Raw genomic sequence first — 22,379 nt, 5'->3', positions numbered from 1 at the left:
ATTCAGCATGTTTTTGCTGAATGTTGTTAATAGCTCGCTAGCTCGCGCATCGCTTTTTCGACTTTATCTGGATTAATCATAAAGAATTTTTCCATCGTTGGGGCATACGGCATAGCAGGAACATCTGGTCCAGCAAGTCGCATAATAGGTGCATCTAGATCAAATAGGCAATTTTCTGCAATAATAGCAGCTACTTCTCCAATAATGCTACCTTCTTTATTGTCTTCTGTAACAAGAAGTACTTTTCCAGTTTTAGACGCAGCTTCTATAATTCCTTGCTTGTCTAAAGGATAGATTGTACGTAAATCAAGGACATGCGCAGAAATGCCGTCTTTTTCTAGACGCTCTGCCGCTTGAAGTGCAAAGTGAACTGCTAGACCGTACGTAATAACCGTAATGTCTTCTCCTTCACGTTTCACATCTGCTTTCCCGATTTCGATTGTGTAATCTTCTTCCGGTACTTCGCCTTTAATCAGACGGTACGCACGCTTATGCTCAAAGAACATTACTGGATCTTCGTCGCGAATAGCTGCTTTTAATAATCCTTTTGCATCGTAAGGTGTTGAAGGAATTACTATTTTTAAACCAGGTTGATTGGCAAATATCGCTTCCACTGATTGTGAGTGATAAAGTGCACCATGAATTCCGCCACCGAACGGGGCACGGATAACCATTGGACATGACCAGTCATTGTTTGAACGGTAACGTACACGAGCCGCTTCTGAAATTATTTGGTTTACTGCTGGCATGATGAAATCTGCAAATTGCATTTCTGCGATTGGACGAAGACCGTACATCGCTGCACCTATTGCTACTCCTGCAATTGCTGATTCCGCAAGTGGTGTATCTAATACGCGGTATTCACCAAATTCATCATATAAGCCATTTGTTGCTTTAAATACGCCGCCTTTACGGCCAACGTCTTCACCTAAAACGAAAACGCGTTCATCACGAGTCATTTCTTCTTTCATTGCAAGTGTAATTGCATCGATATAAGACATTACTGCCATTATGCGTTCCCCCCATCATTTTCAGCGTATACATATTTAAGCGCGTCTTCTGGAGCAGCATATGGAGCACTTTCCGCGTAGTCCGTCGCCTCATTAACTTCCTTCATAATGCGATCATTAATTTCTTTTTCTAATTCAGCAGTTAAAACATTCGTTTCTTTTAAATACTGAGCAAACGTAATTAGTGGATCTAGTGCTTTTCCTTCTGCAATATCTTCCGCAGTACGATATTGTCTATCATCATCATCGGATGAATGGGCAGTTAGTCGGTATGTTACCGCTTCGATAAGGCTTGGACCTTCTCCGTTACGCGCACGATCTGCAGCTTCTTTTACTACTTTGTATACTTCAATTGGATCTTTTCCGTCTACTCGTACACCAGGCATTCCGTAACTTGAACCACGTTCTGCAACTGTTTTACTTGCTACTTGGCGTTCGAATGGTACAGATATTGCATAGTTATTATTTTCAACCATTGTAATACATGGTAATTGATGTACGCCTGCGAAGTTCAAACCTTCGTGGAAGTCCCCTTGGTTAGAAGAACCTTCTCCTAATGTCACAAACGTAATAAAATCCTTTTTCTCAATTTTCGCAGCTAATGCAACACCTACAGCATGCGGTAATTGAGTTGTAACTGGTGAAGACCCAGTTAAAATTCTATTTTTCTTTTGACCAAAATGTCCAGGCATTTGACGTCCGCCAGAGTTTGGATCTTCTGCTTTTGCAAATGCAGATAGCATTAAATCTCTTGCCGTCATTCCGAAGTGTAAAACAACACCCATATCTCGGTAATATGGTGCAATATAATCTTTTGTATTATCTAACGCGAAGGCAGCTCCAACTTGAGCTGCTTCTTGACCTTGACATGAAATAACAAAAGGAATTTTCCCTGCTCTATTTAGTAACCACATACGCTCATCAATACGACGTGCCATAAGCATCGTCTCAAACATTTTTAATACATCTTCATTTGTTAAACCTATCTCTTCGTGACGGTTTTTCGTCATGTAGAACTCCTCCTTCTTACATATGAATAGCTTTTCCATCGACTGCTAATGCCGCTTCTCCCATCACTTCGCTAAGCGTTGGATGCGGATGAATTGTATGTGCAATTTCCCATGGAGTTGCATCTAGTACCATAGCAAGACCTGCCTCTGATATCATATCTGTTACATGCGGTCCGATCATATGAACACCTAGAATATCATTTGTTTCTTTATCTGCAATAATTTTCACGAAGCCATCTGATTCACCATAAACAAGTGCTTTACCAATTGCTTTAAATGAGAATTTACCTACCTTCACATCAAAACCTTGTTCTTTTGCTTGCTGCTCGGTAATACCAACGCTTGAAGCCTCTGGACTCGAATAAATACAACGAGAAACTAACTTATAATCAATCGGTGTAATTTCATTGCCTGCTACATGTTCGATTGCTGTAATTCCTTCATGGCTTGCAACATGTGCCAGCTGAAGCCCACCGATAACATCCCCAATAGCATATATATGTGACTCTTTTGTTTGCAATGTTTCAGATACTTGAATAAACCCTTTTTCGACAACGATATCCGTGTTTTCTATCCCAATACCTTCTACATTTGCTTGACGCCCAACAGAAACAAGCATTTTTTCAGCTGAAAACGATGTTATTTCTCCGTTCAATTCAGCAGAAATGGTTACTCCGTTATCTGTCGTTTGAAGTGTTTCAGAAAGTACTTTTGCACTTGTTGCAAACGTAACTCCTTTTTTAGCTAAAAGCTTTTGCATTTCTTTCGAAACATCTTGATCTTCTGTTGGAATGATGCGATCTGCGTATTCAATAACTGTGACTTCTACACCGAAGTCATTAAGCATAGATGCCCATTCGATTCCAATGACGCCACCTCCGACGATTAGAATGGATTTTGGTAATTGTTCCATTACTAATGCATCGTCTGAGCTCATGACAAAAGTTCCATCTATTTCAAGCCCCGGCAATGTGCGTGGTCTTGAACCAGTTGCGATCACTACATTTTTAGGGATAAGCATTTCATTTTCATCCCCATTATTCATTTCAACAGAAACAGTTCCACCAGGTGAAGGTGAAAAAATAGATGGACCAAGCATTCTACCAGTTCCTTCATAAACATCTATCTTCCCTTTTTTCATAAGTCCTTGTACACCTTGATGTAACTGATTTACGATCGATTCTTTTCTTGCTTGTACGCGGCTAAAATCAAGTGTTACTTCTTTTGCATTGACGCCAAATTCTGCTGCATGATTTTTAGTTGTTGCATACACTTCTGCACTTCGTAGTAATGCTTTACTAGGAATACATCCTTTATGTAAGCATGTTCCGCCTAGTTTTCCATTTTCCACAATAGCCGTTTTCAAGCCTAACTGTGCAGAGCGAATTGCTGCTACATAGCCTCCTGTACCGCCACCAATAATTACTACATCATATTCTTTTGCCAAGCGTAACATCCCCTTTTTACTAGAGCTGAAGCGTACAATTTGGACGAAGAAGGCCGTCTTTCAAAAAGTCGGCCCTCCTCCTATCCAAAATTAACGTCCAGATAAAATATGTTTTTCGTTTTGTAAAAACTGGCTACGAGATTTGCCAACACGGGCAATTCTTTCTTCTGCTAAACGGTCTGCAGCAACATACGTTGGAATTCCGTGACGTTTAGAAATTGCATAAATTTTTTCGATTGTATCATAAATGCCTGATACGCGTTTCATCGCACGGTCGTGGTTATATCCGTTTAACTCATCCGCTACATTAATAACTCCACCTGAGTTAATCACATAGTCTGGCGCATAAACAATGCCCATTTCATGGATCAAATCACCATGTTTTGTATCTTTTAATTGGTTATTTGAAGAACCAGCAATCACTTTAAATTTAAATTGAGGAATTGTATTGTCATTAATAATCGCGCCTAGTGCACATGGTGCGAAAATATCTGCATCTTGCGAATAAATTTCGTCTACGCTTACTTGTACAGCACCGAAATTAGTTACCGCGCGATCAACGGAAGCTTGGTTAATATCCGCTACAATCAGTTTTGCTCCTTCTTTATGCAAATACTCACATAAAGTATAAGCAACGTTTCCTACACCTTGAACTGCAACTGTTTTTCCTTCTAGTGAATCAGAACCGAATGCTTCTTTTGCAGATGCTTTCATTCCTACGTACACGCCGTAAGCAGTTACTGGTGATGGATTACCTGAAGAACCGAATGCTTCCGAAATTCCAGTTACATAATTAGTTTCTTCATGAATTAAGTCCATATCCGCTACAGTTGTTCCAACATCTTCTGCTGTAATATAACGACCGTTTAATCCTTGGATAAAGCGACCGAAAGCACGGAACATTTCTTCATTTTTGTCTTTTAAAGGATCACCGATAATAACTGTTTTCCCGCCACCTAAGTTAAGACCAGCAGCTGCATTTTTATACGTCATTCCTTTTGCTAAACGCAATGCATCTTCAATTGCTTCTTCTTCTGACGCATAATTCCACATACGAGTTCCACCTAGTGCTGGACCTAATGTTGTGTCATGTATTGCAATAATTGCTTTTAATCCTGAAGTTTTATCTTGGCAAAATACTACTTGTTCGTAATCATACGTCTCCATATACTTGAAAATTTCCATTGTTAATTCCCCCTAAATAATTGAGTGTTACTTTTATTTTTGCGAAAACTTTCATTTCCGGAAAATACATGTTCATCGGTTTTGCCTACGCTAAATTATACTTTTCCAATTTATAATATAATGTGCGCAATGATATATTGAGCTTCTTCGCCGTTTGCGATTTGTTTCCTTCACACACTCTAAGTGCATTTAAAAGAACTTTTTTCTCCATCTCGTCCATCTGTTCAGCAAGTGTACCAATCACTTGGTCATCGTCTTCCGTTGCATGCACAGTAATTAACTTAGGTAAATGATGCTCTTCTATGATTCTGTCGGTAGATTGCATGAAAATCATCGTCCTACTCATCACATTCTCTATTTCCCTGACATTGCCTGGCCATTCATACAATAGTAAGGACTCACTTGCAGACTTCGATAAACCTTCGATATTACGACCATATTCTTTGTTTAAGTTAACTAATAAATGCTCAACGATAATCGGAATATCCTCTTTCCTTTCCCTTAAGGAAGGAACATGGATAGGCATTCGATTTAGTTGAAAATAAAAATCTTCTCTAAATGTACCTTCGCGCATCGCTTTTTCTATATTCAAGCTACTCGCAGCAATAATCCGTACATCTACCGGAATAGGTTTTGTACCGCCAACTCGGAGAATCGAGCTTTCCCTAAGAACCCTCAGCAACTTTGCTTGAGTCTTTTTCGCAAGCTCTCCCACTTCATCAAAGAAAAGAGTTCCGCTTACTGCAGCATCGAAAAGTCCTGGGTAGCTAATACCACTTTCTTCATAACCAAATAATTCTCGTTCTAATAAATGCTCTTCTAAGGAACTACAATTCACTCGAATGAACTTATTAAATTTACGATTACTTTCGCTATGAATAGCGTGCGCAAATAATTCTTTTCCTGACCCAATCTCTCCCCTTAAAAAGACAGTTATAGGAACACTTGCAGCAAGCCTTGCTTGCTCAATTGCAAATTTGATAACTTCAGAATCACCGTGAATATCTTCAAATAAGTAGGGCGACTCTAATGTACGTATAAGCGTTCTGGCATGATCAAGCTCTTTCATCAGCGAACGTATTTCCGTCATATCATGAATAACGCCGACACTGCCTTTTAAATGATTATTCACGATAATTGGCGCCACATTAACGATAACGTCTTTTTCTTGTCGTCCAACTCGTAAATTGACTCCTCTGATCGGTTTTTGCGTTTGCAACACTTTTAAGTGAATACTCTCGCCTTCGGAAATATCCGCAGTTGCTGGCTTTCCGATTACTTCTTCTTCACTAAAACCTGTGATCCGTGTGTATGCAGGATTAATAAGAATACCTTTTCCTTCTTCATCTACAACAGATATGGCATCATCACTGGAATGGATAATTGCTTCTAGCATTGTTTGAATATCAGTAAGGTTCGTAATTTCTTCTGCTAGTCGGACGACTTCCGTAATATCTTTAAAAACCGCAAATGCTCCGATCTTTTTTCCTTCATCATTGATCATTGGATATCTAGAGGTAACTATTTTGGTACCGCTTTCAAGAATAAGTTCCTGATTTAATTCGACATGGCCCGTCTCGAATGTTCGTGGTAGCTCACTATGTGATATTACCGTATTTACATGTTTTCCAATTGCATCTTCTACTCGAACGTTGGTCATTCTCGATGCACTCTTATTAAAAAAGTTCACGATTCCAAGCGGATTTACGCTAATCATGCCTTCCTCAATGGAGTTGAAAATTAATTCTTGCATCTTTTTCTTACTATCCATGATTTGTATATATTTATTTTTTTCTTCTAATAGGCTTACGATTAAGTTTGCAATTGCACCTGGTATTAAAACAGCTGTTTCAGGTCGATTTGCAAGTAGTTCTGTGAAAACATCATTACTACCAGTAACATCAATGATTATTTGGATATTTCTGGTTAATAACTGTTTCCATTCAGAGTAAGTTTGAATGTTGTGCTCCCTTGCATAGATCATTCCAGGGGCATCTTTATTAATATCAACAATGCCTTTTACTTGAAGGTATTCGGCTTGTTCTATTAACTTCAGTAATGCATATCCACCATTACCCGCACCAACAATTAATATGTTTTGCAAAAATATGCACACCCCCATCACAACTCTGCAACTTATTGCACTTCTTCTTTATCATAACGCAAGTTTCATTGGTTGACAATAATATTCTCACATGTAAAATTAAAAAAGTAGAACAGGAGTGATTATGATGGCTCGTTTAGCTGCTTTAATCGTATTATTGATTCCTGGAATTTTAGCTGCATTTGGGATTAAATTGATTAGAGATACATTTTTCGGATTACATATTCTCCCTTTTGGAGCGTTATGGTTTCAATTTATTTGCGGAATTCTTTTTACCGTTTTAGGATTAGGCTTTTTTGCCGGTTTTTTATTAAACAGAGATCGAAAAAACGGAAAAGTAGCGCCACGTTTTCAAAAGAAAAAGGAATCTTGACTTTTTAAAGTCAGATTCCTTTTTTTATGAATGTACATAAAAGAGTAAGGATTTACTGTACCTATAGTGAGGAAGTTGAGTGGATTTCGTTACAAGCGGACGCGTTCGGTGGGCGTTGCTTCAGCCTCCTCGGTCGCAAGCGCCCCACTGTGGGGTCTTCAGCTAACGCTTTTCCCACCCGATTCGCCGCTTTCACTACATCCATTTTGCTTTATGAGAGTGGATTCATGTTTTTTCTACTTATGCTCTTAAGAGAAAAAGTTCATCTTCACTTCTAATTTAAAATAGGCCGACAATTTTCGCACCAAGTAAATTTGTCATCCACTTCTCCAATTTACGTCCAAATGCAGAAGTGTAACTTTCTAAAAACCTACAAAGAGTCGCCAAAATTATATCTTTGGCGACCATCAAAGAATATAAAAAGAGACTTGCTTCTCCTATTTCCAAAAATATTTAATTACTTGGCACGGAAGTTTATCGCGAGTGGAAGGCGAACATTTGCCATACGATGAACGAAGAAAAAGCTTGTTGAAAGTGGTACAGCCACTTTCAACAAGCTTTAAAAATTTTACCGTTCATCGTATAGCCCAATGGGAAGCCTGAAACTAAGTCGCTGAGATGTTTTTGACGTTTTTATCATCTATTTTGTTTTTTCATCACTTTGTCTGGAAAGTCGGTAATCCATCCAATTACTGACTCATGTGGATCACTAATATATTTTTCTTTCCCACTAACATGATAAAAGCGGATCGGAAAGCCAGCATTCCATATAGAATACATTAAATCCGAACCATAAAACTTTTTGTTTAAATGAATCGCGTCGAACTCTTTAATAGACAAAATATAATCCCAATCCGAATTCTTTTTCCCGATAAAAGCAGTTTGCACATTGCTGTTCATCGCATGAATTGTTTGAAGGACACTAAATTCGAATGAAGAAAAATGTACATCTTGCACAACTTCTGCCATCTTTACGACTTCTTGAATCTTCTCATTTTTTCCAAGAAACGACTCTTTCAGTTCAATATTCAGCTTAATGCCTGTTGGAACAGCAAACTTCAAAAATTCTTCAAATGTTAAAACACGGCTACCGAAAAATTTCCGTAGAAATACTCTCCCAAGTTTTAACTGCAATACTTCTTCAGCGGTCATATTCGTTATTCTTACATTTTTCCCTGCTAATCGAAAAAAATCAATATCATGCGTCACAAACGGAACCCCATCAGCAGATAGTTGCAAATCTAACTCAATTCCATCCGCTCCAAGCTGCACCGCTTTTTGAAATGCCTTTAAAGAATTTTCAGTCGCTTTTTCACACGCACCTCTGTGCGCATAAACGAAAATATTAGACATTTAACTCCCCATTCTCAAGCTTAAATCTACCTTTAGTTCGTTTCGATAATACTGTAGATTTCGTACCAATATGAATGATTGTTCCAGCATTCGCTTCTTTTGTCACATTAATAAAATACTCTACACTTTGTCGAAGAACATTTAATATTCTTTGGATTTCTATATCCAATTCTTTGATGTCACTTTGCATGTTATTAAATTTTTGCTTCGTTTGCTCGTATACAGCAATTTGTTGAACGTTCATATTATTTTTTAATAATTTCAGTTGATTTACTTGTGTGTTTAATTGAGTTAAATCTCCTTGGAGCTTCATCATTTCTTCCGCTTTTATTTTTGCATTTTCAGTTAAAATCTTTCGGTCAATTCCTTGCACAATTAACTCTGTTTTTCTTTCTAAATTATTCCCAGTATATGCAGTAGTTATAGAATTGGTCGCAATAACTTTCCCACCAATGATTTTCCCTTTTCGTTCATCGAGGAATACTTCATTTGCAGCAACGGTTGAACCAAGTGAGTATAATCCAATATGAACTGCTTCTTTTGCTTCTAATGTGCATTCATTTGCATGTTTAATGTAGATATTTTTTTTCGCTTCTACAAGTGTCACCCCGCGTCCAAAAATACCCCCTTTAATAAACACATCACCCTCTGTAGACTTAATAAGCTTGGCCGAGTTTACGCCGTCACTTGCCTCGACAGAGACATCTCCAGATGCGATAACTGAATATCCAGGCATTACTGTCCCTCTTACTTGAATAGAACCGTCAAATGTTAGATTACCAGTTTCTAATCCAACATCTCCTTGAACAACTAAATGATTTTGAACAGACAATAAACCATTTGTCTCTCCTATAATCCCTTTCTTTTTAGAACGAAGCACTACTTTACCGTCCTCTTCCACTTCGTAGGCTGATTCTGGATCATACTTTATAGGAACATCCGCTCCTGACAAAGCATTGATTTCTTCACCGAATATATTTTTCCCTGGAATTCCTTCTTTTGGCAGTGTTTTTTCTCCAAGCCAAGAGCCTTCTGAAATTTCAACGATAAAATTCATATCAAAATAGTCTGCTTTTCCATCTTCGTGAATTTCCGGTTTCTTTTCTGCTTGTTGTAAGTATGTAACTTGTGCATCTTCTCCAGCTTCAGGAACTAAACCATTTGCAGCTATGTACGTTTTACCTGTTTTCACTGTTTGTAAGTCAATTTGCTTATGTCCATAAATAACATTATGTTCTTCAAGTAATTTGTTTATTTTTGCATTTATTTCTTCTGTATGTTGTTGAATATAGTTTTGCGATTCATAAATAGTTACTAATGCTTGCATTTTATCTGAACTAATTTCTACATCTACACTTTCGATCCAACTACCTATTTCAATAGGTTCACGAGATTTAGTTTCAACAGCTTTTTTTAAAGCCATGAAATTAGTAACTCTAAGACGTGGAAACTGTCTAGTTACCTCGTCAAATTTCTTCAGACTATATCCTTCAGCTTTGATCGTAATGAAAGCCCTTCCATTTTCATTTGATAAAGCAACTTCATTGTTTTCTTCAATGATCATGTTTTGGACACATCCCTTCCGTCTTCTATTATACTCACTTTTAAAAATATTTGCTTAAAAAAATAAAGTCGTTCAAAACTTTAAATTATGTTAATAAAATTTTCAAATTGCATAAGCAAAAAGAACTATGAATTGTTCTGCACTATAAAAATAACTGTTTGTATATTTAGAAAATAGGTAAATACACACAATACTTTCTGCTCTATACTATTCGTAGAACTCCACAAGCGTAACACCCAAAAGATATTTCGAATAATTCGTTGAAAAATAAAACTAAAATATTAATATTCTATAGTTTTTTTAAGAGATTTATTTTTTAATCATTTAACCTAATATTTCTTCTTCAAAATCAAAATCAGACACAACAAAAAAACCTCCACCCACTAGCGAAAATACTAGTAAATGAAGGTGTTTCATACTCAATAACAATCAACTAGCCATATTCTCCATCCGAATTTTATCAGCGATCATTGCGATAAATTCTGAATTTGTCGGTTTGCTTTTTAGGTGATGTACTGTGTAGCCGAACATTTTAGAAATACTTTCGTAATTTCCTCTGTTCCATGCTACTTCAATTGCATGGCGAATCGCTCGTTCTACTCTGGAAGGAGTCGTTTGGAATTTTACTGCAATTTCTGGATATAGTACTTTTGTAATCGAGCCAAGTAGCTCAATGTCTGTGTAAACCATTTGAATTGCTTCTCTTAAATAAGAATAGCCTTTAATATGCGCAGGTACGCCAATTTCTTTAATAATATTTGTAATTGTATTGTCGATCATTCGTTTATTTTGCATTGCCTCTTTCTCAGGACTAGACTTTTCTGGCACTTCTTGCATACTGCTTTTTCGACCAGCTACTTGTTTAATCTGTTCTACTAGTCTATCAAACTCAAAAGGCTTCAGCATAAAATAGGAAGCACCTAGTTCTGCCGCTTGTTTCATCACATCTTCTTGTCCGAATGCAGTTAGCATAATAACTTGAATTTTACCGAATCGGTCATTTTTTTGCATACTATCTAATACTGCAATACCATCTAGGTGAGGCATTATAATATCTAGTAGTAATACATCTGGTTCAATCGTTTCGAGTAGCTCTAAGCAAAGTTTACCATTTAAAGCAGTACCCACAACTTCAATCTCTGAATGCCTGTCGAAATAAGCATCCATTGTTCGAATCAAATCCTTGTTATCGTCTACAATTGCCACTTTGATTTTTTCCATTACACTCAATCCACCTTTTGATATTTTTAACTTAGATACTATTCGCTATTTTTTTACTACATCCTTTATTTTTGTAAAAAATAAGTCTTTTGTAGTACATTTTCCCCACATCCCGACATAAACTATTCTTTTCCAGCGCATTTGTCGAATTTTAATTCGCATATAAAAACCACACCTATTTCTAGGTGTGGCCAAAGAAAAAGCATTATGGATTTTTCTTCATCATTTCTGTAATGGCTAATGCTGCTCCATTTTTCGGTTTATCGACGTACATATGCGTTACGACTCCAATTAATTTATCCCGTTGGATAATCGGGCTTCCACTCATCCCTTGTAAAATGCCTCCCGTTTTCTCGATTAGTGATTCATCAATAACGGTGAATTGAAATAAATGATCTTCTACAGTCGTTATTTCGATTGCAAAATCCTGTACTTTTTCGCCATCGATAGAAGTACGCATAATTGCTTCACCAGTCATTATTGCTTCTTTGTCAGCGACTTCCACTTCTTGTAGAGAGTTATCCTGAAACGCATTCGCTTCTAATTTGCCAAATATGCCATATACATTGTTTTCATTCACACCACCAATTGGAGAAGTGTTGTTTTTATGAGAAGTTATTTTATAACCTGGCTTACCTGGAATACTTTTTCTAATTTGTTCAATGGAAGACAGGTAAATAGAGCCTTCCGAAAACTTTGGCGTTATACCTGTCGTATGATCGACGATTTGATGCCCTAACGCGCCGAATTCATTTGTTTCTGCATCATAATACGTTAACGTCCCAATTCCTTCTGTAGCATCTCTTAAAAATGGAAGAAGCTTCAACATTTGGTCAGAAGTAATTTCTTTTGTATACATTTTTTTGTTTCGCTCATAATGAATAGTAGCTTGCACTTTTTCATTTACATGTTTTCTAACGTCTTCCATTGATGTGACAGCTTCTGCATTAATTTGTTGAATGGAATCTCCCGCACGTAGCCAGTAATCGTCTGTCAATAAAACATCATTACTTATAAAGACTGCTCCATACTGTAGATCAATTTGAATGGATTGACCTAATGGAACGACTGAGGAAGTAGTTTTTTGTGCTAAAGTAGGACTGACTAACAAGAATAAACTAAAGAAAAGTATTGGCATTAGCGACCATATACGATAGCTTTGCTTCATATTTCACCTCCTATACGTTTACTATGTCCTGTCGAGCAAACTCTATGTGAGGTAAATAATTGATAAAAAAAGAAGACCTTCAAATGAAAGTCTTCACACATGCCTTAAGATCTTTTTCCGTTCTTCTGCTAAGGTCAACAACTCTTTCGAGTGCTGTAATGTCGTTGTAGTAATCTCTGCACCTGACATCATGCGACTAAGCTCTTCTGCACGTTTATCATCGATTACTTCTTCTAACACTGTAAATGTTCGATTGCCACTTACTTCTTTTTTAATCATTAAATGTTGATCTGCCATCGCAGCTACTTGTGGTAAATGTGAAATACATAACACTTGGGAATCTGTCGCAATGCCAGAAATTTTTTCAGCAATTGCTTGCGCAACTCGTCCACTTACTCCAGTATCTACTTCATCGAAAATAATGGAAGTAATTCCTTGGTGTTTCGAAAAAATGCTTTTCAATGCTAGCATCATTCGGGATAATTCTCCACCTGATGCTACTTTTGTTAATGCTTTTAATGGTTCTCCCACATTGGTTGATATGTAAAAAGCTATTTCATCCATTCCATTTTCATTAAACATTGTTTTCGTTTGTTCATGAAACATAACAGAAAATGTTGCCTTTTCCATATACAACTCTTGAAGTTGTTCCATAATTGCTTTACTTAAATGCTTTGCTGCAATTTTTCGTTTTTCTGTTAATTCATTTGCTTCTAATTCTAAGTCTTTTTCAAGCTGCTTAATCTTAAATGCATTTTTTTGAATTTGTTCATCGCGATTAACTAACTGTTCTAAACTTTTGCTAATTTGTTGTTTATATTCGAGTATTTCTTCAACAGATTGACCATATTTGCGTTTCAATGTTTGAATTAATGCCAAACGATCTTCGACAAACTGGAGTTGATTGGCATCATATTCCATCTCATCTAATTCATTTTTTAACTGAGAAGCTGCGTCCTGCAAAATATAAAATGCAGAAGATACATTTTCACTTAGCTCGAGCATATCTTTATCGACATCCGCAATATCTTGTAAATCTGCCATTGCAGTTCCTATGTAGTCCAATCCTTTCGATTCTCCAAGAATCGCTTCATAAGTACTGCTCATTTTATCGAAAACTCGGTGGAAGTTTAACAATTTTTTCTTTTCTTCTTGTAACTGTTCTTCTTCCCCAATAACTAAATGAGCATCCTCAATTTCCTCTACCTGAAATGTATATAAATCGATTTTATGTGCAATTTGTTGCTCATTTTCCGTTAAAGTAGCGAGTTCCTTCGTCAGCTTTTTATATTTCGTAAATAATTCTTTATATGAATCTTTTACTGTTTTCAAATCTTCTCCGGAAAATTGATCTAATAAATGAATATGTGCTTTTTCATCCATTAGTTCTTGGCTCTCATGCTGACCATGTATATCAACTAACGAAGCACCAATTTCTCGTAGTATACCAATTGTTACAAGTTTCCCGTTTATTCGACAAACACTTTTGCCAGACGTATTAATTTCACGTCTTAATACAATTGCTTCTTCATCAATTTCAATACCAACATCCGCCATTTTTTTAAAGACACTATGTTTCGGATTTGCTATTAAAAACATACCTTCTAGTTCTGCTTTTTTTGCGCCATGACGAATAAATTCTTGAGAGCCTCTACCTCCACATAATAAATGCACAGCATCAATAATAATCGACTTCCCTGCACCAGTTTCTCCTGTTAATACAGTAAGCCCTTCTTCAAAACTGACCGTTAGTTCGTCAATGATTGCTAAGTTTTTAATAGATAATTCATTTAACAAAAGTTTTCACCTCGTTATCAAGTAAGATTAAAGCATTTCGAGTAAACGATTTTTAACAATTTCACTGTCTGATTCTTGTCGACATAAAATAAGACATGTGTCGTCACCACAAATAGTACCTAAAATTTCCGTCCAGTCTAAATAATCGATCAAAGATCCAACTGCATGCGCATTACCTGGCAGCGTTTTCATTACTAAAAAGTGACTTGCACCATCTATACTGACAAATGCATCTGTTAACGCACGACGTAATTTTTGCATTGGGTTAAATCGTTGATCTGCAGGTAGACTATATTTATAGTTACCATTTGGCAATGGAACTTTTACTAAATGCAGTTCTTTAATATCTCTTGAAACGGTTGCTTGTGTAACGTTATAACCGGCATTTTTTAAAAAATCTACTAAGTCATCTTGCGTTTCAATTTCATGATTCGCAATGATATCTCTAATACGAATATGTCTTTGTCCTTTATTCATTCGAAATCACCCCATTGTATATTTATACTATTTACTTTATACCTTAGCATTACATTGGAAAAGTAACAAGAAAAAACACGACTCAATTTTTGAGTCGCGCTCATTTTAATAATGTATGTGCTTCATTTACAAGTTGAACAAAGTTTATATCGTGCGGAACGACCTCGCCTTGTGGCACATTTATCAAATGAAATAAAAATTCAATATTCCCTTCTCCTCCTGTAATAGGTGAGAAGGAAGCATTTTTTAGTTGGTAATATTGACTTTCTGCAAACTTTGCAATGTCCGTTAAAACGTCTACATGAACGGCCTTATCTCGTACAACGCCCTTTTTCCCGACTCTGTCTTTTCCAGCTTCAAATTGTGGCTTCACAAGTGCAATGACGTCACCATTTGGAACTAAAATTGTTTTCAATGTCGGAAATATTAGTTTTAATGAAATAAAAGACACATCAATAGATGCAAAAGAAGGTAACCCTTCTAAAAAATCAGCTGCTGTACAATATCGAAAATTCGTTCTTTCCATGACAGTAACTCTTTCATCTTGTCGGATTTTCCATGCGAGTTGGTTATATCCAACATCTAAAGCATAGGCATGTTTTACTCCATTTTGTAAGCCGCAGTCTGTAAAACCACCTGTGGAAGATCCAATATCGAGCATAATTTTATCTTGAATGGTTAAATCAAATTGCTCGATTGCTTTTTCAAGCTTTAATCCTCCACGACTTACATATTTCGATACTTGACCTTTCACCGTCAAAATCGAATCTATTTCTATCTTTTCACCTGGTTTTTCCAGACGTTCTTCATTTTTATATATAAGCCCTGCCATAATTGCTCGTTTTGCTTTTTCTCTCGTCTCGAATAATCCATTTTCTACCAACAGAATATCGACACGTTCTTTTGCTATTTTAGTCATGAGGAAATAACCTTGCTCGGCCGCTTAATCGCTTTTTCTACCGTTTTAACGATTTCTTCACTAGTTACATTTATTTCTCCTAGTAATTGATCGACATCTCCATGCTCAATAAACATATCCGGAATACCAATACGTTTAACAGTAGCTTGTAAATCTCTATCATTGAAATGTTCTAAAACAGCGCTACCGAATCCACCTTGCAACACGCTTTCTTCGACTGTAATAATTGGAATATTACGTTGTTGAAGCGAAAGCAGCATTTCTTCATCTAACGGTTTGATAAATCGTGCATTTATTACTTCGACTGAAATATTTGCTTGTTCCAATTGTGCTGCCGCTTGCATAGCCATTGGAATTGTTGTACCAAACGTTAAAATAACAGCTTGTGTTCCTTCTTTCAATACTTCCCATGAACCGATTGGTATAGCTTTCAGTTCTTCATCCATTGGAACACCTAAGCCATTTCCACGAGGATAACGAAGTGCGATAGGACCACCCTCATAATCAATTGCAGTTTTAACCATATGTTGGCCTTCATTTTCATCTTTTGGCATCATAATAACCATATTTGGCATATGACGTAAGAATGAAATATCAAAAACTCCTTGATGTGTTTCCCCGTCTGCTCCTACTAAACCTGCACGATCGATTCCAATCATGACATTTAAGTTTTGACGACAAATATCATGTAAAACTTGATCGTAGGCACGTTGTAGGAATGTCGAATAAATCGCTAAAAACGGCTTCATCCCGTCAGCTGCTAAACCTGCAGCCATCGTTGTTGCATGCTGTTCTGCTATTCCTACGTCGAACATTCTATCCGGAAACTCAGAAGCAAATCCTTCTAACTTCGAGCCAACTGGCATTGCAGGAGTAATCGCAACAATGCGTTTATCTTCTCTTGCTAGCTTTCTTACTGTTTCTGCAACAAGACCACTCCATGAAGGCGCTTTTGTACTAGATTTAACGAAAGCTCCTGTCTCTGTTTTATATGGTCCAGTTCCGTGCCAAGTACCTACCTTATCTTCTTCTGCTGGCGTATAGCCTTTACCTTTTTTCGTTAGGACATGAAGAAGTACAGGACCTTTCATCTTTTTAGCGTAGCGTAAGTTGTCTTCTAAATCTTGCAAATTATGCCCATCAATTGGACCTAAATAAGTGAAGCCCATTTCTTCAAAAAACACGCCAGATACGAGTAAATACTTTAAGCTATCTTTCACTCGTTCAGCAGTGCTCGCAAGCTTTCCACCAACTGCCGGAATTTTTTTCAAAATAGATTCTAGCTCATCTTTGGCTTTATTGTATGTGCCATGCGTTCTTAGATTTCCTAAGACATTATGAAGAGCCCCAACGTTTGGAGCAATCGACATTTCATTATCATTTAAAATAACAATCATATCTGTTTTTTCATGCCCAATATGATTTAATGCTTCTAATGCCATACCACCTGTTAGTGCACCATCCCCAATAATTGGGATAACATAATTTGATTTCTTTTGAATATCACGTGCTTTTGCCATTCCCATTGCAGCAGAAAGCGAAGTAGAGCTATGCCCTGCTTCCCATACATCATGTTCACTTTCAATTCTTTTCGGGAATCCACATAATCCTTTAAACTGGCGAAGTGTATCGAATTGATCTGCTCTTCCAGTTAAAATTTTATGCACATACGCTTGATGCCCAACATCCCAAAGGAATTTATCTTCTGGGCTGTTGAATGTTCGATGAAGTGCGATTGTTAGCTCGACAACACCTAAATTAGGACCAATATGTCCTCCAGTTACTGATAATTTTTCTATTAAAAACGATCGAATGTCTTCACTTAGTTCCTTTAATTGTTCATTATCTAAACGTTTTAAAAAGGATGGGCTAGAAATTGAAGTTAAGTCCATTGCCATCACACACCTTCTATTAGATTTCTTTATTATATGGTAGTTATTATCATAACAATAAAACGCCTCAAAACAAAATTATTAGCAATTAATTAGACCTTTTTGTAATATAATTTGCAAGCTGTTCTAGTAATCCATTGTGCAAATCAACCGTTACTAATGCTTCCATTGCTAAATCATACTGCTTTTGAAGCTGCTCTTTTGCACCAGCTAGCGTTAAAATAGATGGATATGTATTTTTTTCACTTAATACATCTTTTCCAGCTGTTTTCCCGAGTTGGTCTGAAGTGCTTTCTATATCTAAAATATCATCTTGAATTTGAAATGCTAATCCAATATGGAATGCATATTTTCGGAGAGCGTTTACAACATCTTCTGAAGCATTTGCAATAATTGCACCAGCTAAAATGCTGAATGAAAGAAGAGCACCTGTTTTATTGACATGAACTTCTTCTAATTGCTCTAACGTTAGCCTTTTTCCTTCTCCATGCATATCTAGTACTTGTCCACCAACCATACCTTCTGCTCCAGAAGCAAAACTAAGCTGGTCAATCAATTTAATCTTTTGATCTGCTGTAATAGACTCAAGACGAGCGATAATGCCAAAAGCGAGCGTTACTAATGCGTCACCAGCAAGTATTGCTAACGCTTCTCCGTACACTTTGTGATTCGTCGGCTTTCCTCTACGCAGATCATCGTTATCCATGCTCGGTAGGTCATCATGAATAAGTGAATACGTATGAATCATTTCAATCGTACTCGCAACAACGATAGCGTCTTTGTTTTGAACATTTAGTTCTTCTAATACAGCTAATAAATAAAGCGGTCTAATTCGCTTGCCACCTGCTTGAAGTGAATAAGCCATTGCTTCCTTTAGCTGAGCAGGAGCTTTTATATCTACGATCAAAGAATCGAGCTGTTGCTCAATAAGTGGTTGGTTTACCTGGATAAATGGTTTAAGCAAATCATTCATTGTCATTACCAACATCTTCCCCATTCTCTCCCATAAATGATACTAGTTGTTTTTCTGCACTTTGTAATTTTTCACTGCATAGTTTGGAGAGCTCCATCCCTTTTTGATAGAGTTCAATTGCATTCTCAAGTGGTACATCGCCTTGCTCCAGTTGACGTACGATATTTTCCAAATGGATCATTGCTTCATCGAATGGAAGTTCTTTTTTAGCCATTAGTTTGATCTCCTCTCTCTTTCACGTCTGTCTTTTGAACAGTTGCTTCAACTTGACCATCTGCAAGTGTTACATAGATGGAATCTCCCTTTTGTACATCTTGTATGGATTTCACTAACTTACCTTCTTTATACGTAATACTATATCCACGATCCATGATTTTTAATGGATTTAACGCTTCTAATGTTCGTATAGATCCGAGGAAATGCTGTCGATGTTTTTCAAAAGATGCAACGACTACTTGATTCATTTGATTTGTTAAGATGTGTAAAGACTTTTCATGCTGTTCAACCAATTTTCTTGGAGAATGTTGGCTAAATCTATTTTGCACATTCATAAATGCACGTTCCTTATCACGATATAGTCGATTCACTTCTTTTTGAAGCTGTTGCTCCACTCGTACATATCTCTCTATAAAAGGACGATATAACTTCTCTGGAGTTGCAAGTACTGGCGACTCCATTGCTCGCTTATACCTATTCTTCTCATCGGATAGCTTTTTCGTCACTAAATGTAAACAAGCTGATTGATAGGCTAAAATATTTTTCATTAAGTTTTCTTTACTTGGCACAGCCATTTCAGCCGCAGCTGTTGGCGTCGGTGCACGAAGATCCGCAACAAAATCAGCGATCGTTGTATCTGTTTCATGGCCTACTGCACTAATAATCGGTACACGACTAGCCGCAATCGCACGTGCTACTTCTTCTTCATTGAACGCCCATAAATCTTCTATAGACCCACCGCCTCGTCCAACGATAAGTACATCAATTGACCCTAGATTATTTGCTTGTTCAATCGATTTTACAATGGACGGTGCTGCTTGTGGACCTTGAACAATACTTGGGAATACAACGATTTCGCATATTGGGTACCGTCGTTCCAATGTAGTTAAAATATCACGAATGACTGCTCCCGTTTTGGATGTAACAACACCAATTTTTTTCGGGAATAAAGGCAGAGGCTTTTTTCTACTCGGGTGGAATAGGCCTTCCATTTCGAGTTTCTTTTTTAATTGCTCGTACGCTAAAAAAAGCTCGCCAATACCATCAGGTTGAATGCTTGAAGCATACAATTGGTATTGTCCAGCAGATTCAAATACGTTAATATCCCCACGAACAAGGACATTCATCCCATGTTCAGGTGTGAACTTTAACGATCTCGCATTCATTGCAAACATGACAGATGTTAATCTTGCCGCTTCGTCTTTCAATGTAAAATAAATATGCCCACTAGAGTGAATTTTCACATTCGAAAGCTCCCCTTTTACGTAAACATCTCGTAAATGAGTATCTGCATCGAATTTTCGTTTTATGTATTTAGTCAATGCTTTTACAGTTAAGTATGTAGGTGATGACACGAAAACAACTCCTCAGACTGTTGACAATGTAAAAGCTGTCTTTCTGTAGAAAAACAGCTTTACTCTTTTAATTGTTTTTTAATGTAATTTCTGCCGCTAGACAAGTGTTTTCCATTAACATTGCAATCGTCATTGGACCAACGCCGCCTGGAACTGGAGTAATTTTAGACGCTACTTCTTGAGCAGAAGCAAAGTCTACATCCCCACAAAGCTTGTTGTTTTCATCACGATTTATACCAACATCAATGACAACAACGCCTTCTTTCATATAGCTAGCATCGATCATTTTTGCTCGACCTGTTGCTACTACAAGAATGTCCGCTTGTTTTGTAAATGAATGTAAGTCTTTCGTTTTCGAATGACAATAAGTTACCGTTGCGTCGTTTTGCAATAAAAGCTGACCCATTGGCTTGCCAACGATATTACTTCTTCCAATAATAACAGCGTGCTTGGATGCTACATCAATTCCGCTGTATTCTAATAATTTCATCACACCAAATGGCGTACAAGGTAGAAATGTTTGTTGACCGATTATCATTTTACCAACACTTTCCGGATGAAAACCATCTACATCCTTAAGTGGAGAGATAGAAGCAATGACACGATCTTCATCGATATGCTTCGGAAGTGGTAACTGCACTAAAATACCATGAATTTTTTCATCGTTATTTAGTGCTGCAACATTTTCTAAAAGTTCTTGTTCAGATACATTTGCATCTAACTCGATTAAAACCGAATACATTCCAAGTCGTTCACATGTTTTCGTTTTATTATTTACGTATGTTTGTGATGCAGCATTGTTTCCAACTAACACAACCGCTAATCCTGGTGTAATTCCTTTTGCTTTTAGATTTTCTACTCTCGTTTTCACTTTTTCAGTTACTTGTGCAGCTATTTGTTTGCCATCGATGATATTATTTGTCAAAGTAAACGCTCCCTTAGTTCAAGTACATTATTGATTTGTATATTTAGATAAAACACCATTCACAAAACGACTAGATTTCTCGTCTCCAAAGATTTTGCAAATTTCAAGTGCTTCATTGATTACTACTTTAGCTGGTGTTTCTTCTGTATACGTCAATTCGTAAACTGCGATTCGTAGCACCGTACGCTCAATTTTCGGTAATCTTGAAAGTGACCAGTTTTCTAATTTGTCTACTAATGAAGCATCAATTGCTTCTTTATGTTCAATCGTACCAGTAACTAACTGTGTCAAAAATGCATCTTGTTCTTCTGTAACATGTCCAATTGCTTCTTCAATCGAAATTTCGCTATTGTCTAATTGAAATAGTGTTTGTAGTGCTAGTTCCCTTGCTTCTCTTCTTTTCATGATTTGTTCTCCTTTAAATGTAACTATCTATACAATAGTATACTCGATTTTCATGTGTTTTCATATTATATCAGAAAACCTCTACACTACAGCTAATTACATCTTACTTAAACGATTATTTCATACTTTTTAATTCTATATGTAGTTTTTCGTTCGTTTATTTGTACGCTTTTCGTAAAGCCGTTAATGATTAAAGACCTTCTTATTATAGAGAGCATTAGGGACTATTACAAGGTTTCTTCTGTGAAATCCTTATCTTTGTTGGATTTGATTGATTTGGGGTGATTGGTATGTAGTTATTGATTCACTTACCTCATAATCTTACTTTTGGTTTTAGGTAAATAAAAAAGCATCCGTGGATGCTTTTTAGTTATTAAATTTTTATATGCAAACTTTAATATGATTAAAAAATAATCACCTCTATATTTTTCTGAGAAACGGTTATTCCTTCCCTAATTAATTATGTACGAGGAAACTTCACAGAAAGCGATGTAAATACTTATTGCATCATGCCTGCTTTTTCGCATTTGTTTACCACTACTGCTTTTATAGTTAAGAACTATAAACAGCTTTCTATTTTTGTAACACAGTTTTTTTTAACATAAGTTTTCTTCATAGAAGTAACCTAAGAGTTTAGAAAACGCAAATTAAAAATTGGTTTGATTGCGAATAATTATTTATTTGGAAAATAAAACATTGTATCTTTCCTCAGTTAATATGCCTGAATTACACAAAAATTAACCAATAAAACATTTATTTGAAAAGTTCATTATATTTTTGTCTGTCAAAATCACCTGCCTCATTGTTTCCTAATTTTTCATATACCTTAGCTCGATTATTATATGCATGTGCATATTCAGGACTTATCTCGATGGCTTTTGTATAATCAGCTACTGCTTCTTCATATTTGCCCAAATTACCATATGCACTTCCGCGATTATTATATGCTAAAGCATATTCGGGATTTATTTCGATGGCTTTTGTA

The 22,379-nt window shown here is 36.6% G+C and carries 20 protein-coding genes; 1 reads left to right on the top strand and 19 read right to left on the bottom strand.

What is annotated here, in order from left to right; all coding sequences use genetic code 11:
• Positions 1 to 26: 26 nt before the first annotated feature.
• The 5 genes from RUH95_RS18410 to RUH95_RS18390 form a co-directional block, all read right to left on the bottom strand.
• Positions 27 to 1,010, bottom strand: coding sequence for an alpha-ketoacid dehydrogenase subunit beta (locus RUH95_RS18410; protein ID WP_313894364.1), 984 nt, complete (start codon positions 1,008 to 1,010; stop codon positions 27 to 29).
• Entirely contained in the window at positions 1,010 to 2,020 is a 1,011-nt protein-coding gene (locus tag RUH95_RS18405) for a thiamine pyrophosphate-dependent dehydrogenase E1 component subunit alpha (RefSeq protein ID WP_313894363.1), read from the bottom strand. The genes RUH95_RS18410 and RUH95_RS18405 overlap by 1 nt, the downstream gene beginning before the upstream one ends.
• A 16-nt stretch (positions 2,021 to 2,036) precedes the next feature.
• Positions 2,037 to 3,467, bottom strand: a complete 1,431-nt coding sequence (gene lpdA, locus RUH95_RS18400; RefSeq protein WP_313894362.1) for a dihydrolipoyl dehydrogenase — start codon at positions 3,465 to 3,467, stop codon at positions 2,037 to 2,039.
• A 90-nt stretch (positions 3,468 to 3,557) separates the two neighbouring features.
• Positions 3,558 to 4,652: a Leu/Phe/Val dehydrogenase gene (locus RUH95_RS18395; RefSeq protein WP_313894361.1), complete on the bottom strand. Its 1,095-nt coding sequence runs from the start codon at positions 4,650 to 4,652 to the stop codon at positions 3,558 to 3,560.
• Between the two features lie 85 nt (positions 4,653 to 4,737).
• Positions 4,738 to 6,756 (bottom strand): sigma 54-interacting transcriptional regulator, encoded by a 2,019-nt coding sequence (locus RUH95_RS18390; protein ID WP_313894360.1) that lies wholly within the window; start codon positions 6,754 to 6,756, stop codon positions 4,738 to 4,740.
• Positions 6,757 to 6,883: 127 nt separating this feature from the next.
• Here RUH95_RS18390 and RUH95_RS18385 point away from each other — a divergent pair, with 127 nt between their 5' ends.
• Positions 6,884 to 7,129, top strand: coding sequence for a DUF2627 domain-containing protein (locus tag RUH95_RS18385; protein WP_313894359.1), 246 nt, complete (start codon positions 6,884 to 6,886; stop codon positions 7,127 to 7,129).
• Positions 7,130 to 7,765: 636 nt separating this feature from the next.
• Here RUH95_RS18385 and RUH95_RS18380 read toward each other — a convergent pair.
• The 14 genes from RUH95_RS18380 to RUH95_RS18315 all read right to left on the bottom strand — a co-directional run.
• Positions 7,766 to 8,482, bottom strand: a complete 717-nt coding sequence (locus RUH95_RS18380) for a glycerophosphodiester phosphodiesterase (RefSeq protein WP_313894358.1) — start codon at positions 8,480 to 8,482, stop codon at positions 7,766 to 7,768.
• Positions 8,475 to 10,046: a flagellar assembly protein A gene (locus RUH95_RS18375; protein WP_313894357.1), complete on the bottom strand. Its 1,572-nt coding sequence runs from the start codon at positions 10,044 to 10,046 to the stop codon at positions 8,475 to 8,477. Before RUH95_RS18375 ends, RUH95_RS18380 begins: the two co-directional genes overlap by 8 nt.
• 429 nt (positions 10,047 to 10,475) lie before the next feature.
• Positions 10,476 to 11,267, bottom strand: a complete 792-nt coding sequence (gene spo0A / locus RUH95_RS18370; RefSeq protein ID WP_313894356.1) for a sporulation transcription factor Spo0A — start codon at positions 11,265 to 11,267, stop codon at positions 10,476 to 10,478.
• A 205-nt stretch (positions 11,268 to 11,472) separates the two neighbouring features.
• Positions 11,473 to 12,435 (bottom strand): SpoIVB peptidase S55 domain-containing protein, encoded by a 963-nt coding sequence (locus RUH95_RS18365; RefSeq protein WP_313894355.1) that lies wholly within the window; start codon positions 12,433 to 12,435, stop codon positions 11,473 to 11,475.
• A gap of 93 nt (positions 12,436 to 12,528) precedes the next feature.
• Positions 12,529 to 14,232, bottom strand: coding sequence for a DNA repair protein RecN (gene recN, locus RUH95_RS18360; RefSeq protein ID WP_313894354.1), 1,704 nt, complete (start codon positions 14,230 to 14,232; stop codon positions 12,529 to 12,531).
• A 27-nt stretch (positions 14,233 to 14,259) separates the two neighbouring features.
• Positions 14,260 to 14,709 (bottom strand): transcriptional regulator AhrC/ArgR, encoded by a 450-nt coding sequence (ahrC, locus tag RUH95_RS18355; RefSeq protein WP_313894353.1) that lies wholly within the window; start codon positions 14,707 to 14,709, stop codon positions 14,260 to 14,262.
• Between the two features lie 100 nt (positions 14,710 to 14,809).
• Entirely contained in the window at positions 14,810 to 15,628 is an 819-nt protein-coding gene (locus tag RUH95_RS18350; RefSeq protein WP_313894352.1) for a TlyA family RNA methyltransferase, read from the bottom strand.
• Positions 15,625 to 17,520 (bottom strand): 1-deoxy-D-xylulose-5-phosphate synthase, encoded by a 1,896-nt coding sequence (dxs, locus tag RUH95_RS18345; RefSeq protein WP_313894351.1) that lies wholly within the window; start codon positions 17,518 to 17,520, stop codon positions 15,625 to 15,627. The genes RUH95_RS18350 and dxs overlap by 4 nt, the downstream gene beginning before the upstream one ends.
• A gap of 88 nt (positions 17,521 to 17,608) precedes the next feature.
• The gene (locus RUH95_RS18340; protein ID WP_313894409.1) at positions 17,609 to 18,493 is read right to left on the bottom strand and encodes a polyprenyl synthetase family protein; all 885 of its coding nucleotides are present in this window, start codon (positions 18,491 to 18,493) and stop codon (positions 17,609 to 17,611) included.
• Positions 18,486 to 18,707: an exodeoxyribonuclease VII small subunit gene (locus RUH95_RS18335; protein ID WP_313894350.1), complete on the bottom strand. Its 222-nt coding sequence runs from the start codon at positions 18,705 to 18,707 to the stop codon at positions 18,486 to 18,488. The genes RUH95_RS18340 and RUH95_RS18335 overlap by 8 nt, the downstream gene beginning before the upstream one ends.
• On the bottom strand, positions 18,700 to 20,064 hold the full coding sequence (gene xseA, locus RUH95_RS18330) for an exodeoxyribonuclease VII large subunit (RefSeq protein ID WP_313894349.1): 1,365 nt from the start codon (positions 20,062 to 20,064) through the stop codon (positions 18,700 to 18,702). Before xseA ends, RUH95_RS18335 begins: the two co-directional genes overlap by 8 nt.
• A 67-nt stretch (positions 20,065 to 20,131) precedes the next feature.
• Positions 20,132 to 20,989 (bottom strand): bifunctional methylenetetrahydrofolate dehydrogenase/methenyltetrahydrofolate cyclohydrolase FolD, encoded by an 858-nt coding sequence (gene folD, locus RUH95_RS18325; protein ID WP_313894348.1) that lies wholly within the window; start codon positions 20,987 to 20,989, stop codon positions 20,132 to 20,134.
• A gap of 27 nt (positions 20,990 to 21,016) precedes the next feature.
• Complete coding sequence (gene nusB, locus RUH95_RS18320) at positions 21,017 to 21,394, bottom strand: transcription antitermination factor NusB (RefSeq protein WP_313894347.1); 378 nt, start codon at positions 21,392 to 21,394, stop codon at positions 21,017 to 21,019.
• A 753-nt stretch (positions 21,395 to 22,147) separates the two neighbouring features.
• Positions 22,148 to 22,379 (bottom strand): tetratricopeptide repeat protein (locus tag RUH95_RS18315; protein WP_313894346.1); only part of this gene is annotated, 232 nt, incomplete at its 5' end.

Origin of the sequence: Psychrobacillus sp. (genome assembly GCF_032154225.1) — a bacterium.
Classification (GTDB): domain Bacteria; phylum Bacillota; class Bacilli; order Bacillales_A; family Planococcaceae; genus Psychrobacillus.
This window is presented reverse-complemented; position numbering and strand designations above follow the sequence as displayed.